Here is a 14931-nt window from a genome sequence, read left to right on the forward strand (position 1 = left end):
CCGAGCGGCCCGGCAATCTGCGTCAGCGGGTTTCAATTTGCGCCTGCAACTGGCCGCCGACAATGGATATTTCTTTGAATTGTTCACCCTCGCGCAGCACGAACAACGCGTCCATCCCGCGTTCCTGAGCCAGACGTGGGCCCTCGGTTTCGCCCAGGACCATCAACGCCGTGGCCCAGGCATCGGCGAGCATGCACGAGGCCGCCACCACGGTGACGGCGGCGAGCGGGTTGCACAGCGGCGCGCCGGTGGCCGGGTTCATGGTATGAGCATAGGACTGACCGCCCACGTCTACCCAATGTCGATAGTCCCCGGAGGTCGCGATAGCGGCATCGCCAAGTTCCATCACGCCCATGACTTCCCGCACGCCCCGGTTGGGCTTTTCCAGGGCCACGACCCAGCATTGGCCGTCAGGTTTGACGCCCCGGGCGCGCATTTCGCCATCGATGCCGACCAGGTAGCGGGTGATGCCCAAACCCTCCAGGCAGCGGGCCAGTTCATCCACGCCAAAACCTTTGGCGATGCCACTCAAGTCAAGGTTCAGCGGTAGGCGCTTGCGTGCCTGATTGTGTTGCGGGTCAACCACTAATGCGGCGCTGGCCAACAGCCGTGCGCGCAGCGGCATCGTGCCGATCGTCTGCTCTGTGACTGTCTGTTCCCCGGGGCCGAACCCCCAGGCGTTCACCAGGTCACCGACAGCGATGTCGAAGGCGCCGCCCGATTGCTGACTGACGCGCAGCGCAGCCGACAGCACCGTGGCCAGTTCCTTGGGCACGGACACCCATTCCTGCTCGGGGGCGGCGTTGAGGCGGTTGATGTCCGAGTCGGGTTTCCAGGTGGACATTTGCTGGTCCACTCGGGCCACGGCGCGCGCCAGGCGATGGCCAACGTCGTCGGCATCGATACCGGCCCCTGCATAAAACAGGGCGGTGTAGCGAGTGCCCATGGTTTCGCCGTTCAGGCTATAGCGCTGCAACTCAGTAGACGTCTTCACGGTAGCGTCCTTGTGCCTTGAGGGTCAGCACACTCAGGTTGAGAGGCGCCAACACTTCATCGAGGGCCTGTATCACGCCTTTGGCCATTTCGCGGCTGCCACACACCAGCACTTGGGCACCTTTTTCAATCAGCCGGCGCAAGGTCAAGGCATCGCCGATCAGCCGGTCTTGAACGTAGCAGCGGTCCTGAACCTGAGAGAAGGCCGCGCGCAGTGCCGTGAGGCGACGGTCTGACAAGTATTGATTGAGCTCCGGCTCATAGAGAAAGTCCGAGGTCGGGTTGCGCCCGCCCCAATACAAGTGCATCGGGTGCCTGGCCTTATTGTTTCGGATAAAACCGGCCAGAGGACCGATGCCGGTACCGGCGCCGATCAGGATCACCGGGTGCGCGCCCGACGCCGGACGAAATTGCGGGTTGGGCTGGATAAAGGCTTCGATCTGCGCGCCGATGTTCAGGCCATGAAGGAATTGCGAGCACATGCCACCGTTGTGTTTACGCACACAGATCTCCAGCACGCCGTCCCGGGAGCCGCTGGCCAGCGAGTAGAAACGCGGGATCGTGCTGCCGGGGGGCACAATCCCGACCAGGTCACCGGCCAGAAAACCCGGCAGCTCGCCGCAGGCTTTGAAGCGCAGGATGTGGGTCGGCGCATTCACCTGTTCGCCATAGGCAATCCGCTCTGTCAGCTGCAATTGATGGGTACGCGGCTGCTGCGGGGTGTGAACCAGCACCAGATCCTGCCCCAACACTTCGCCCAACGCATGCCCCCAGCGGGCAAACTCCTGAGAGGACTGGCGGTTGACGGTTTCCAACCCCAGCAATGGCGAGCCGCCGGCCTGCAACATCGCGTCCTGCACCTGATGGGCGTACTGACAGAACTGTGCAAACTGACGGTCGCCCAGGCCCAGCACCGCAAAAGGCAGACCGGGCTTGAGGCCGGTTTTGGCCAGCCGCGCCAGGAACTGCGAAGCCGAGGCCGGCGCATCGCCGTCACCGTGTGTCGCGGTGAGGATGAACACCCGTTGGGCTTTGCGGTAATCACCCACCCAATCATTCATCGCCGCGCTGTGCACCTGATGACCACTCTGGTGCAAGGCGTCGTGCAAGGTTTTGGCAAAGCCCCAGGTGCTGTTATTTTCACTGCCCACCAGAATTACGCTGTCGGCGGAGTGGGCAGGGCTGTTGTGGCGGATATTCGGGCCAGCCTTGCGGCGGCGCCACCACAACAGGATGCCGGTCACGCTCATCAACGGCACGCAGAGGGCGCAGAGTCCAAGCGGCAGGCCCAGCCACCAGAGGCCTTCGCCGGTGTGCAACTGATAGATCCATTCGTAGAGGTTGTGCATCGAGTCATGGGCTTGATAGGACAACAAGGCGCCGCTGGCCTGGTCCACGTAGCCGTCGCCCTGGGCCGTGCGCAGGGAAAACACATCGTGCGGGTTGCCAGGGCTCGGGTAAACCAGCTCGCGCAGGTCGTTGAGGTCGGTGGCCTGCAAGGCTTGCAGTGTCGCCACCGGCAAGGTCGGACCGGTACTGACGTGGGCGGGGAAGGCGGGTTCACTCTGACTGCCGTCGGCGATAAAACCGAACGTGGTGGCGGACATGTAGAGCCCGCTCAATGTCGACAGCAGCAGCCCGAGCAACGCCAGTCGCCCAACTTCAGCATGCCAGCGCTGGCTGAAGGTGCCCCGCAGTGGCCGCAGCAAGTTGCGCCAGCCACCCAGGCGCCGGGCCAGCAATAGCGCGCCGGACACCGACAACATCAGCATGAACAGCGCGCCGACACCCGACGCTCCGTGGCCTGGCGTGCCAAGGAACATCGAGCGGTGCAGCTCTTTCACCCAACGCGTAAACGCGGAGGGTGCATAAGGCGCCAGGCCTTCGCCGGTCAGTGGATCGACCGTTTCAGCCCCGGCCTGACCGTTCTTGTTGTAGTAGACGATGACCGTCCCGGACGCCGTGCGCTGGATCTGCTCCACGCCCGGGAAGTGATTGGCCACACGTCCGGCCAGTTGTCCGACGTTGAGTTGCCCGGCGGCGGTGGCGGTGTTGTGCAAGCGTTCCAGCGCCGGGTCGACCGACAGGATCGCACCGCTTATGGCCAACAGCATGACCAACAGGGCGGCGATCAGGCCGGGCAGGGAATGGGACTGGCGAAGCATGTTCAGCCTCCAGAAAGGGCAAGTGCTACAGATCGTAAGTAAAGGACTCGACATAGGTGCTGCCGGTCGCCGGCTGGCCCGCGCCCTTGGACGTGAGCGGCGCGCTGACATCGGCGCGAGCGTCGCGTTTGTCCTCGACGGCACTGTCGATGCGGATCTGATACCCGGCATCAATCAGGGTGTCTGCCAGTTCGACGCTGACTTTTAGCGTGCGCCCACTGCCGACACTGGCGCCGCTGACCCCGTCAAACTCGCTCGGGTTCATCCCGCTGCCACGGGCCCAGTCGCTCAGGTGCTTGTAGTACTTGGCTTTCTTGCCGGCCACCCAAAGGGTTTTCTGGTATTGGCCGTTGGCGTCGGTGACATAGATCGCCAGGTAGGCATCATTGCCGCTGTAGTCCTTGAGCTGTGTGGTCAAGGTCACTTCACGAGCCTGAGCCAGACCCGGCAGGGCAATGGCGCCGGCAAGGCAGGTGGTTGCGATGATCTTTTTCATGAGGGTGTCCTTTTGATCGTTAGGTCGAGAGCCTGGACCTGCTTGCTGACAGCAACCTGACGCGCAGGGAAAACTCATCGACAGGTAAGGCGTCATTCGGTGAGCGGGCTGCCGAGGTAATCCCTGGCATCGCCGTCGTCGCGGAAATGGATCTCGAGTGTGCGCAAACGCAGCGAGGCCGGTGAGTAGCTGGCTTCGATGGCGTTGCCTTTTCGATCCAGCCCCTTGAGCTCGTAACAACCGTCGTCGACCTTGATGCGTTGCACGCTCCAGCCGTATTGCCGCTCGACCTGCTGACGCAAGGTTTCGCGCGGTTGCCAGTCGCTCACCGGGTCGCTGCAATCGTCATCGGCCAGGGCGTAACCACTGAGCAGCAGGCTCAACAGCGTGGCATTGGCAATAGAACCTGTTTTCATGATCTGTCTCCTGCCGAGGTCGGTGTCTGTGGCATACCCTAAGGTGCATTCCTGACAACCAGCTGAATCTTCAGATTCACGTCAGGTAAGGCGATTAAGGTGCTGCATGACAACCATCACAGGAGGTGCCAGATGCGGGTTCTAGTGGTCGAGGACGCTCCAGGCCTGGGGGAAGCGGTGCGCGAGCAGATTGCCGATGACGGCCACGCCGTCGATTGGGTGCAGCGCCTGGACCACGCGCGCAACAGCGTGCGCACCACGTCTTACGACCTGATCCTGCTGGACCTGATGCTCCCGGACGGTCGCGGGCTGGATTTTTTGCGTCAGCAACGTTCGGCAGGGGACGTGACCCCGGTGATTATCCTGACCGCCCAGGATCAGATTTCCGATCGTATCGCTGGCCTCAACGCGGGCGCCGACGACTACCTGGTCAAACCGTTCGACCTGTTCGAGCTGTCGGCCCGTGTGGCGGCGGTGGCCCGGCGTTGCAGCGGCAACCCCAATCCACAGATCAGACTCGGCGACTTGCAGGTCGACATGAGTGCCCGCACGGTGTTGCGGGCCGGTGCGACGGTGGACCTGACCGCGCGGGAGTGGGCGCTGTTCGAAGCGTTTGTGCAGCGTCCCAGCGCGCTGCTGTCCAAGTCGCAGCTAGAAGAGCGGTTGTATGCCTTCGGCGCCGAAATCGAGAGCAACACCATCGAGGTCTACATCAGTCGGTTGCGTAAAAAACTCGGGCGCGATCTGATTGAAACCGTGCGGGGCATGGGCTACCGGTTGATGTCCGCATGAAGCCGTCGTCAAGCCTTCAAAAACGCCTCGGCCTGGGGCTGACGCTGGGCACGACCTTACTGTGGCTGGCGGCGACCGTTGGCGCCTGGCTGGTGGTGCAGCATGAATTGAACGAGGCGTTCGACAGTGCACTGGAAGAGACTGCGCAGCGCATTCTGCCCCTAGCCGTGCTGGAAATCAGCAACCGGGAAAACCCCAGTGAGGCACAACATGTCGCCACCCTGAAAATGCACAAGGAATACCTGACGTACCTGGTGCGCGATGCCAAGGGCGAGATCCTGATGCAGTCCCACGACGCCAACCCGAAGATCTTCAACCAACAACCGGCCGAAGGCTTTTCAACCACAAAAAAATACCGTCTGTACGGCGCCAGTGCGCTACGTGAAACAGTGTTTATCGAGATTGCCGAACCTCTGGAACACCGCCGTGAAGCGGCACGTGAAGCGTTGCTTGCCCTGTTGTTGCCATTATTGGCGCTGATTCCCATCAGTCTGTTGGGCACGTGGTTGTTTGTGCGCATCAGCTTGCGCAGTGTATTGGCCTATCGTCGTGCCGTGGAGACTCGTGGGGTGGGTGATCTGTCGCCGATCAGCGGGGCGCGATTGCCGGCGGAAATCGCACCATTGGCGGAGGCGGTCAATCACCTGCTGGAGCGCTTGCGCAAGGCTTTGGAGAGCGAACGCAGCTTTACTGCCAACAGCGCCCATGAACTGCGTACGCCACTGGCGGCAACCCTGGCGCAAATCCAGCGACTCCACCAAGAGGCGCCCGAGGGCCCGTTGCGAGTACGTGCGGCGAAAATCGAAAACGCGTTACGCGAGCTGGCGCGGCTTTCGGAAAAACTCATGCAACTGGCCAAGGCCGAAGGTGGTGGCCTGTTGTCCGAAACGCCTCAGGACCTCATTCCGTTGCTCGCCCATGTGGTTGATGAGTGGAACAACCGCAGTGGGCACCGGATCAGGTTGCAGCTGCCAAACCAGACCTGCGTGTACTCGACCATTGATCCGGACGCCTTTGGCATCCTGTTGCGCAACCTGATCGAAAATGCGCTGAAGTACGGGGCAGCGGATCAACCGATCGATGTCAGTCTCACCGAACAGGCACAGCTACGGGTGGTCAATAGCGGCCCGGCGGTGCCGCAGTCGGTATTGCAGCACCTGACAGAGCGCTTTGTGCGCGGTCACAGTGAAATCAGTGGTTCAGGGCTGGGGTTGGCGATTACTAAAACCATCGTGCAGGGGGTCAACGCGAGAATGAAATTGTTTTCCCCTGCAACAGGTCGACAGGAGGGGTTCGAAGTGTGCGTCTGGTTACCGCTTGCCTAGTTCCAATCAGGTTGTCAGGCGCCACTTGGCTTTTTCTCAGCGTCGAGAATAACGAGCGAAAGTTGAGTTCGGCGCGTCCACAGGCTCATTTCATTCATGTCCTCTACTCCTGGGATGCAGGCGCACTAGTGCACGGACGGATCGCCAAGACAGGCCGCGATCTCATTCACTGTGCTGCGTGCTGTGCGTGTTACACCGATCAGCGTGGCGGAAGCCGAACCTGTCCACTCGCCATAACCCACCAGCCATAGTCTTGGTTCCTGGATCGAGTGAGTGCCGTCGACCTTAACGCGACCTTCAGTGTCGATTACCCCCAACGTATCCAGATGCTGAAGTGCGGGCCTGAACCCGGTACACCAAATGACCGCGTCCACTGCAGATTCAGATCCATCGGCCCACATCACGCCATCGCGAGTGAAACGTTCAAATGGGCGTACAGACTTGAGAGCATCACGCTCACGGGCTTCTACAACGGGTGGCACCATGACGATGTCTCCCAACCCGCCGACCGGCTGGTCAATGACACGCCCCTCTTGCTGGGCCTTCAAGCGCTGAGTGGCGCGCTCGAACAGCACCCGTCCATCCACATCGTCAGGCAAAAAGACCGGTTCAGTAGCGGTTACCCAAGTGGTCTCGGCGACCTTGGATATTTCTGCCAGAATCTGCGCTCCTGAATTGCCACCACCCACCACCAAAACCTTCTTGCCAGCAAACGCTTGTGCATCGACATAGTTCGCGGAATGCAATTGCCGACCGGCGAATAATTCGGCACCAGGGTAGTGGGGGATATACGGATTGCTCCAGGTGCCGGTAGCGCTGATTACTACCTTGGCATCCCAATACTTGCCGTCAGAACGTACTCGTAAGCCAGACTCTAAGCGTTCCACGGAAACGACCCGAACCGGGCGTTCCACCGGAAATTGGTAGCGCTGCTCATATTGGTTGAGATAGTCGATTACATGATTTCGTGTGGGATAGCCTTCTTGCGCGGGCGGCATCATCCAGCCGGGTATTGAACTCCAGGTGGCCGGAGAGAATAAGCGCAGCGAGTTCCAGCCATGCCGCCAGGCACCACCGGGCTCTTCCTCTGCGTCGAGGATGACGAACGAAAGTTGAGTTCGGCGCAGGAAATACGCTACCGCCAAGGCTGACTGACCTCCACCGATAATCACTACATCTCGTTGCTCGCTGGGCGAAGGAGTCATGGTGGAAACCTAAAGTCGATGCCGGTGGCCAGTATAGCGACCCACGTTTGAATCCAACTGATCTGGCTCAGAGTTTGAGGATGCAAAGAACACGCGTGGATCGTTCAGGAAATGGAGTGCTCACTACCAGTGGCCAGCGGCACTAAACTGATCCGACCCCCGCGCCGATCACACCGGACAGACTGAGGCCAATGAGAAGCAGGCCAGCGACAATGCACAGGCTACGGTCAATGGTTCGAATGTCCGCTTTCATGGCGGATCTTCCAATCAATGGCTGCGCCGGCGCTCCAGTGCAGTAAACAACAACATGCCGGCCAGCATGGCCAACATGAACACGATCACTTGCCAGTGCCCTGTCAGTAGAATGGCCACTGCGGGGCCAGGACAGATGCCCGCTATTCCCCAGCCGATGCCGAACAACAGGCTCCCGCCAATCAAGCGCGGGTCCAACTCACGTTTGACCGGTAGCTGCATTGGCCTTCCCAACAGCGAACTGGATTGTCGGCGGGCCCAGGTAAGCGGGCCAATGGCCACGCCAATGGCCCCGACCATGACCAACCCCAGGGAAGGGTCCCAGGCACCGGTTAAATCCAGGAAAGCGAGTACTTTGCTCGGGTTGGCCATGCCTGCCAGAAGCAGGCCCAGGCCGAAAAGCAGGCCAGCAATGAACGCAGTCAGTTTGGTCATGTTCAACCCCCCAGCAGATGACGCAAGACAAACACCGTGACGAAACCGCTGAACATGAAGCACACAGTGGCGACCATCGATCGCGGCGAAAGGCGCGATATGCCGCAGACCCCATGGCCACTGGTGCAACCTGATCCGTATCGGGTGCCGATGCCGACCAATACACCGGCGACGATCAGTCCGCCCCCGCCACTTTTGAACTCAATCTGCGGCAGCGCGGCGAACAAACCCCATAGAAGCGGCGCGATGAGCAGGCCCAGGAGAAAAAGTGCTTTCTCACTCACGCCCTCGCTCCCACGCTGTAAAAGACTGCCGAGCAAGCCGCTGATCCCGGCGATGCGCCCGTTGGCGACGACGAATAGACTGGTCGCCAGGCCAATCAATGCGCCACCGGCAAGGGATGACCAGGGAGTGAAGTTGAGCCAGTCGACATTCACGAGCTTTCTCCTACGCAAAAGTGTTGATACAGGGTTTGGATGACTGCCAATGCTGCGGGACTGCTGATGCAATAGAACACCTGCTTTGCGTCACGGCGAGTGCTTGGGTACATGGCAACCTCCAAGATAGCGATTTAAGTATCGCTTCTTGGCGTCCGTTGTCACGGGACAGGTCCACCAGTTTCCCTCCTCATCAAAATCCGACACTCAAGCCGATCACCTGGATCGGCTTTTTTTTGCCCCCACAAAACTAGCCAGTGATTTCATAGACAGACACCCAGCGCCGCTCCTCAGCCGCGATCCGAATCGCCGTCGCCAGTCGTTCCACTTCAAACGCCTCCGCGAAATCAGTCCCCGTTTGTCCATTCCCGGCCAGAGCCATGATCAGTTCATGCACTTCCAGCGTCTTCAGCTCGTTGTAGCCCAGCTGATGCCCAGGCGCCGGGCTGAATGCGGCGTAGCCGGGCAAGTCCGGTCCGGCCAGTAAACGCTGGAAGCCGCCTTGGCCGGCGCGACACAGGCGTAGCTCGTTCAGGCGCTCCTGATCGAACGCCAGGGTGCCTAGGGTGCCGCTGACTTCGAAGCTCAGATGATTCTTGTAGCCATGCTTGAGCCAGCTGCTGCTGAAGGTGCCGCGCGCGCCGCTGGCAAAGCGCAGCAACGCATGGGCCTGATCGTCGACCGCAATGCGGCGTTGTTCCTGGCTGCCGGTTGTGGTTGGGCGTTGGCGATGGACGGTGTGGGAGTCGGCGCACACCGCTTCGACATCGCCCAGCAGGTAGCGCGCCATGGCGAGCAGGTGGCTGCCCAGATCTGCCAGGGCTCCACCGGCATGTTCGGGTTCGCAACGCCACGACCAGGGCGAAGCTGGATCGGCCATGAAATCTTCGCTGAATTCACCTTGAAAACTGATGATCTCGCCGAGTTCGCCACTCAGGATCAGCTCGCGTGCCAGGCCAATAATCGGGTTGTGCTGATAGTTGTAGCCGACCCGGGTGACGACGCCGGCATGCTTCGCTGCCACGTGCATCGCATGAGCTTGCTCAAGATTCACCGCCAGCGGCTTTTCGCAGTACACCGGCTTGCCAGCGGCAAGGGCGGCCATGGCCATCGGATAGTGCAGGTGATTGGGTGTGGTGATGTCGATCAGGTTGACCTTGGGGTCGTCAATCAATCTCTGCCAGTCGCCATGGGCCTGCTCGAAGCCCCAGGCGGTGGCGCAGGCTTTTGCGCGTGCGGGATCGGCGTCAGCCAGAGCGGCCAGACGAAGGGTGAAGGGCAGTTCGAATGCCCCGCTGACATTGCGAAAGGCCAGGGCGTGGGCGCGCCCCATGAAGCCCGTGCCGATCAGGCCGATTCCGAGTTCACGCATGACAGGATCCTTTGAGTTCTTGTTTTCAGAGGTCCTGTTTATAGAATAAATATTCCCTACACTCAAATAATGGAATAAATATTTTGAGTTGGCGTGTCAGCTGGGATGACGGAGCTCCGGTCAGTCCTCGAACCCGACCTGCTCGTGAATCTCGTCCACCTTCAACTCCAGTCGATAGGCCACCGCGATAAACAGCGCCTGGCACAGGCACAAAGTCGCACTCAAGGAGCGGAACGCGAACGAACTGCCTTCGTTGACCAGCAGCAAAGTGTTGGCGCGCTTGGCCAATGGCGAGAGATTGCTGTCAGTGATGATCAAGGTTTTCGCCTGATGGTGCTGGGCGATGCGCAGGCAGTGCTGGGTTTCCTTGCCGTACGGCGTGAAGCTGATGGCGATCACCAGGTCATTGGCGCGCACGCTGCGCATTTGCTCGCGGTAGCTGCCGCCGAGGCCCGAGACCAGGTGGATGCGCTTGTTGGTGTGTTGCAGGTTGTAGACCAGATAGTCGGCCACGGCGAACGAGCGGCGCACGCCGACCACGTAGATATTGTCGGCATTGACCACCAGGTCCACAGCCTTTTCGAAGGCCTGGTCATCGAGCTCCTGCCCCAGGCGTTCGATGCCCGACAGGGTGGCGTCGATGCACTCGCGGGCGAGGTCGCCGCCGCTGGCTTTCTGCGACTTGTTGGCGATCATGCTGCGAATGCGCTGCTGGTAGTTCTGCACCGGCGTGGCTTTGTGGGTATACGCCTCGCGGAACAGCGCCTGCATTTCGCTGAAACCGCTGAAACCGAAACGCTGGGAGAACCGCACGATGGCCGACGGATGCACTTCGCATTCGCGGGCGATGTCGCTGATGCGGTCGACCATGATCCGGTCGCTTTGCTGGCTCATGTAACTGGCGATGCGTTTGAGCTGGCGCGGCAGGCTTTCGTATTCACGGGTAATGAGCTGCAGCAGACGCTCGGCATTGATCGGGGGGCTGGCAAGATCGCTCTCGGGCGTGCTCTCGGCGGTAGCCGGCTGATCGGTGCGGGACATAAATAATCCTTCTGGCTTGTTCTTATAGGGACGGTTGTACGTATCGTCCCCTGACAATAGGTTGGCTGTGCGCAGTCTACAGGCTCGGCCCGGACAAAATCTTGAGCTTGCGCCAGCAGGATCCCTGCTGAAACGATGCACTGTGTCTGGAGCGCCTGCACTGAAGTTTATTGGAAAAAATATTCCACGTGAAAAATAATTGGAATATTTATTGATTGTTCGATCCGGCTCGTTTTAGTCTGCATCCACCAAGAGTGCCCGGCGCGGTCACCGCGTCGGGCACAGGCTGATAAAAATAACAGGAGCCAGCATGGGCCAGACTCGTTTTGCCAGTGGACGTCAATTGGATCTGATTTGCCTCGGACGCCTTGGCGTCGACCTCTATGCGCAGCAAGTCGGGGCAAGGCTGGAGGATGTGAGCAGCTTCGCCAAATACCTTGGAGGCTCCTCCGCCAACATCGCGTTCGGCACCGCCCGGTTGGGGCTCAGATCGGCGATGCTGAGCCGCACCGGCGACGATCACATGGGGCGTTTCCTGATCGAATCCCTGGCCCGTGAAGGTTGCGATGTCAGCGGCATCAAGGTCGATCCGGAGCGACTGACCGCCATGGTGCTGCTCGGTCTCAAGGATCGGGAAACCTTTCCCCTGGTCTTCTACCGTGAGAATTGCGCCGACATGGCGCTGCGGGCCGAAGACATCAGCGAAGCCTTTATCGCCTCCAGCAAAGCCTTGCTGATCACCGGCACCCATTTCTCCACCGACGGCGTCTACAAGGCGAGCACCCAGGCGCTGGACTACGCCGAAAAGCACAACGTCAAACGGGTGCTGGACATCGACTACCGCCCGGTCCTGTGGGGGCTCGCCGGCAAGGCGGACGGCGAAACCCGTTTCGTTGCCGATCAGAACGTCACTCAACATGTGCAACAAATCCTCCCGCGCTTCGACCTTGTGGTCGGGACCGAAGAAGAGTTTCTGATGGCCGGTGGTTCCGAGGATTTGCTCACTGCGCTGCGCAATGTCCGGCGGCTGAGTGCAGCGACCCTGGTGGTCAAACTCGGCCCACAAGGTTGCACGGTGATTCACGGAGAGATTCCGGCGCGTCTTGAAGACGGCGCGATTTATCCCGGGGTGCGGGTCGAAGTGCTGAACGTACTGGGCGCCGGCGATGCGTTCATGTCGGGTTTCCTCAGCGGTTGGCTGGAGGATGCCAGCGACGAGCGTTGCTGCCAGTTGGCCAATGCCTGCGGTGGTCTGGTGGTATCGCGCCATGCCTGCGCACCGGCGATGCCAACCCGTGCCGAGCTCGATTACCTGTTCAGCAGCCCGGTGCCGATTACCCGGCCTGATCAGGACGCCATCCTGCAACGTCTGCATCAGGTCAGTGTGCCGCGCAAACAGTGGAAGCAACTGTTCATCTTTGCCTTCGACCATCGCGGGCAATTGGTTGAATTGGCCCAGAAGGGCGGACGCGACCTCGGCGCCATCGGCGAACTCAAGCAACTGTTCATCAAGGCCGTAGAGCGTGTCGAAAAAGATCTGCGCGAGCAGGGCATCGAAGCCGATGTCGGGCTGCTGGCGGATCAGCGTTTCGGCCAGGACTCGCTGAACGCCGCCACCGGTCGAGGCTGGTGGGTGGCGCGGCCGGTCGAGGTGCAGGGCTCGCGGCCGCTGGCCTTCGAGCATGGGCGCTCGATCGGCAGCAACCTGATCGTCTGGCCGCAAGAGCAAATCATCAAATGCCTGGTGCAATTTCACCCGGACGACGAACCGATGCTGCGCCTGGAGCAGGAGGCGCAGATCAAGGCGCTGTATCAGGCGTCACAAGTCAGCGGTCATGAACTGCTGCTGGAAATCATCCCGCCCAAGGATCACCCCTCACCTCATCCCGATGTGTTGTATCGCGCGCTCAAACGCCTCTACAACCTGGGCATCTACCCGGCGTGGTGGAAGATAGAAGCGCAAAGCGCCGAGGAATGGCGACAGCTCGACGAACTGATCCAGGCGCGCGATCCCTATTGCCGAGGCGTAGTGCTGCTGGGCCTGAATGCCCCTGCATCAGCGTTGGCCGAAGGCTTTCAACAGGCCAGTCAGAGTCAGACCTGCCGTGGGTTCGCCGTGGGCCGGACGATTTTCCAGGCGCCGAGCCGCTCCTGGCTGGCCGGGGAAATCGACGACGAAACGCTGATCCGCCAGGTACAGGGCACCTTCGTCGAGCTGATCGATGCCTGGCGCACGGCCCGGGCCTGAGCCGCGGTTGAACATTCTAGAAATAACAATAAAAGGTGCAGCCATGCCCGCTATCCGAATTGGCATCAACCCGATTTCCTGGAGCAACGACGACCTGCCGTCCCTCGGCGGTGAAACACCGCTGAGCACCGCCCTCAGCGAAGGCAAGGCCATCGGTTATGAAGGCTTCGAACTCAACGGCAAGTTTCCCAAGGACGCCAAAGGCGTTGGCGACGTGCTGCGCCCGTATGACCTGGCGCTGGTGTCCGGCTGGTATTCCAGTCGCCTCGCACGTCGTTCGGTGGCCGAGGAAATCGACGCGATTGCCAGCCATGTCGAGCTGCTGGCGAAGAACGGCGCGAACGTGCTGGTTTACGGTGAGGTGGCCGACTCGATTCAGGGCCAGCGAATTCCCTTGGTCGAGCGCCCGCGTTTTCACACCGAACAGGCGTGGCAACAATACGCCGACAAGCTGACCGAACTGGCGCGCTTCACCCTGTCACAAGGCGTGCGTCTGGCGTATCACCACCATATGGGCGCCTACGTCGAATCCCCGTCGGACATCGATACCCTGATGGCGCTGACCGGCAATGAAGTCGGGCTGCTGTTCGATTCGGGCCATTGCTACATGGGCGGCGGTGAACCCTTGCAGGTGCTGCGCAAGCACCTGTCGCGCATCTGCCACGTGCACTTCAAGGATGTGCGCAAACCGGTGGTGCAACTGGCGCGTAACAACCTGTGGAGCTTCCCCGACTGCATCATCAACGGCACCTTCACCGTGCCGGGGGATGGTGACATCGACTTCGCCGAACTGCTGGACGTGCTGCTGGCGGCCGATTACCACGGCTGGCTGGTGGTCGAGGCCGAGCAGGATCCGGCAGTGGCGCCGAGTTATGTCTACGCAAAAAAAGGCTTCGACACCTTGCGCGCGTTGCTCGACGAGAGGACTGCACGATGAGCCTGCTGGTCAAAAGCAATGCCCGTGGCCGTACCATGGTCGAGCTGGCTGAAGGTGAACTGCAATACGTCGGTTTTGCCGCCTATCGGTTGAGCCTGGGTGAAACCTTGCCTGTTGCCGCAGGCGACAAGGAGCTGTGCCTGGTGCTGCTCAGCGGCCGGATCGGCATCCACGGCGAAGCACCGGGGCAGGGCGCCTTCAACTGGGACAACCTCGGTGATCGCCAGTCGGTGTTCGAAGACAAATCCCCGTTCGCCGCGTACCTGCCACCCGGCAGTCAGGCGCAGGTGGTGGCATTGAGTGATGCGCAAGTGGCGGTTTGTGCCGCTCCCGGCTCGACCACTACGGACCTCGGCCCGCGCCTGATCAGGCCTGAAGCCATGAAGCGCAGCGTGCGCGGCAAGGGCGCCAACACCCGCTATGTCTGCGACATTCTGCCGGACAGTGAACCGGCCCATTCGCTGCTGGTGGTGGAAGTGCGCACGCCGTCGGGGCACTCCTCGAGCTACCCGCCGCACAAGCACGACACCGACGACCTGCCGCACCAGAGCTTTCTCGAAGAAACCTACTACCACCAGATCAACCCGCCCCAGGGCTTCGTGTTCCAGCGGGTCTACACCGACGACCGCAGCATCGATCAGGCCATGGCCGTGGAAAACAGCGACCTCGTCGTCGTGCCCAAGGGCTATCACCCGGTCAGCGTGCCGTATGGCTACGAGTCCTACTACCTGAACGTGATGGCCGGGCCGAAACGCGTCTGGCAGTTCCATAACGACCCGCAGCACAGCTGGCTGCTGGATCTCTGAATTCCAACTTT

The 14931-nt window shown here is 60.7% G+C and carries 14 protein-coding genes and 2 pseudogenes; 5 read left to right on the top strand and 11 right to left on the bottom strand.

Annotation, left to right across the window (positions count from 1 at the left end; all coding sequences use genetic code 11):
• Positions 1-22: 22 nt before the first annotated feature.
• From NE357_RS09965 to NE357_RS09980, 4 genes are all read right to left on the bottom strand, one after another.
• Positions 23-994 carry an FAD:protein FMN transferase gene (locus tag NE357_RS09965; RefSeq protein ID WP_249314388.1) on the bottom strand — a complete coding sequence of 324 codons (972 nt, stop codon included), beginning with the start codon at positions 992-994 and terminating at the stop codon, positions 23-25.
• Positions 978-3158, bottom strand: a complete 2181-nt coding sequence (locus tag NE357_RS09970; RefSeq protein ID WP_169429684.1) for a PepSY domain-containing protein — start codon at positions 3156-3158, stop codon at positions 978-980. Before NE357_RS09970 ends, NE357_RS09965 begins: the two co-directional genes overlap by 17 nt.
• Positions 3159-3183: 25 nt before the next feature.
• On the bottom strand, positions 3184-3654 hold the full coding sequence (locus tag NE357_RS09975) for a DUF2271 domain-containing protein (protein WP_169429685.1): 471 nt from the start codon (positions 3652-3654) through the stop codon (positions 3184-3186).
• Between the two features lie 92 nt (positions 3655-3746).
• Positions 3747-4070 (bottom strand): PepSY domain-containing protein, encoded by a 324-nt coding sequence (locus NE357_RS09980; RefSeq protein WP_169429686.1) that lies wholly within the window; start codon positions 4068-4070, stop codon positions 3747-3749.
• Positions 4071-4202: 132 nt separating this feature from the next.
• On the opposite strand from NE357_RS09980, the gene NE357_RS09985 reads away from it, so the two are divergent.
• Positions 4203-4862 (top strand): response regulator transcription factor, encoded by a 660-nt coding sequence (locus NE357_RS09985; protein ID WP_169429687.1) that lies wholly within the window; start codon positions 4203-4205, stop codon positions 4860-4862.
• Positions 4859-6187: a sensor histidine kinase gene (locus tag NE357_RS09990; RefSeq protein WP_169429688.1), complete on the top strand. Its 1329-nt coding sequence runs from the start codon at positions 4859-4861 to the stop codon at positions 6185-6187. The genes NE357_RS09985 and NE357_RS09990 overlap by 4 nt, the downstream gene beginning before the upstream one ends.
• A gap of 125 nt (positions 6188-6312) precedes the next feature.
• Here NE357_RS09990 and NE357_RS09995 read toward each other — a convergent pair whose 3' ends face one another.
• From NE357_RS09995 to NE357_RS10025, 7 genes and pseudogenes are all read right to left on the bottom strand, one after another.
• Positions 6313-7392: an ArsO family NAD(P)H-dependent flavin-containing monooxygenase gene (locus NE357_RS09995; RefSeq protein WP_169429689.1), complete on the bottom strand. Its 1080-nt coding sequence runs from the start codon at positions 7390-7392 to the stop codon at positions 6313-6315.
• A 125-nt stretch (positions 7393-7517) separates the two neighbouring features.
• Positions 7518-7645 (bottom strand): annotated as a pseudogene (locus NE357_RS10000) (DUF2892 domain-containing protein); the annotation flags it as partial.
• Positions 7646-7659: 14 nt separating this feature from the next.
• The gene (locus NE357_RS10005) at positions 7660-8079 is read right to left on the bottom strand and encodes a DUF6691 family protein (RefSeq protein WP_169429690.1); all 420 of its coding nucleotides are present in this window, start codon (positions 8077-8079) and stop codon (positions 7660-7662) included.
• A gap of 2 nt (positions 8080-8081) precedes the next feature.
• The gene (locus tag NE357_RS10010) at positions 8082-8516 is read right to left on the bottom strand and encodes a YeeE/YedE family protein (RefSeq protein ID WP_169429691.1); all 435 of its coding nucleotides are present in this window, start codon (positions 8514-8516) and stop codon (positions 8082-8084) included.
• Positions 8513-8620 (bottom strand): annotated as a pseudogene (locus NE357_RS10015) (transcriptional regulator); the annotation flags it as partial. The gene NE357_RS10010 and the pseudogene NE357_RS10015, both read right to left, overlap by 4 nt.
• Positions 8621-8766: 146 nt before the next feature.
• Entirely contained in the window at positions 8767-9888 is a 1122-nt protein-coding gene (locus NE357_RS10020; RefSeq protein WP_169429692.1) for a Gfo/Idh/MocA family protein, read from the bottom strand.
• A gap of 120 nt (positions 9889-10008) precedes the next feature.
• Positions 10009-10929, bottom strand: coding sequence for a MurR/RpiR family transcriptional regulator (locus tag NE357_RS10025; protein WP_102621554.1), 921 nt, complete (start codon positions 10927-10929; stop codon positions 10009-10011).
• A gap of 310 nt (positions 10930-11239) precedes the next feature.
• On the opposite strand from NE357_RS10025, the gene NE357_RS10030 reads away from it, so the two are divergent.
• From NE357_RS10030 to iolB, 3 genes are read left to right on the top strand one after another with little or no spacing between them, the layout of a single operon-like run.
• Positions 11240-13177, top strand: a complete 1938-nt coding sequence (locus NE357_RS10030) for a bifunctional 5-dehydro-2-deoxygluconokinase/5-dehydro-2-deoxyphosphogluconate aldolase (protein WP_169429693.1) — start codon at positions 11240-11242, stop codon at positions 13175-13177.
• 43 nt (positions 13178-13220) lie between these two features.
• Entirely contained in the window at positions 13221-14114 is an 894-nt protein-coding gene (iolE, locus tag NE357_RS10035) for a myo-inosose-2 dehydratase (RefSeq protein WP_007956043.1), read from the top strand.
• Positions 14111-14920: a 5-deoxy-glucuronate isomerase gene (gene iolB / locus NE357_RS10040; protein WP_169429694.1), complete on the top strand. Its 810-nt coding sequence runs from the start codon at positions 14111-14113 to the stop codon at positions 14918-14920. Before iolE ends, iolB begins: the two co-directional genes overlap by 4 nt.
• Positions 14921-14931: the final 11 nt, after the last annotated feature.

It is taken from the genome of Pseudomonas sp. G7(2022), from assembly GCF_052660475.1.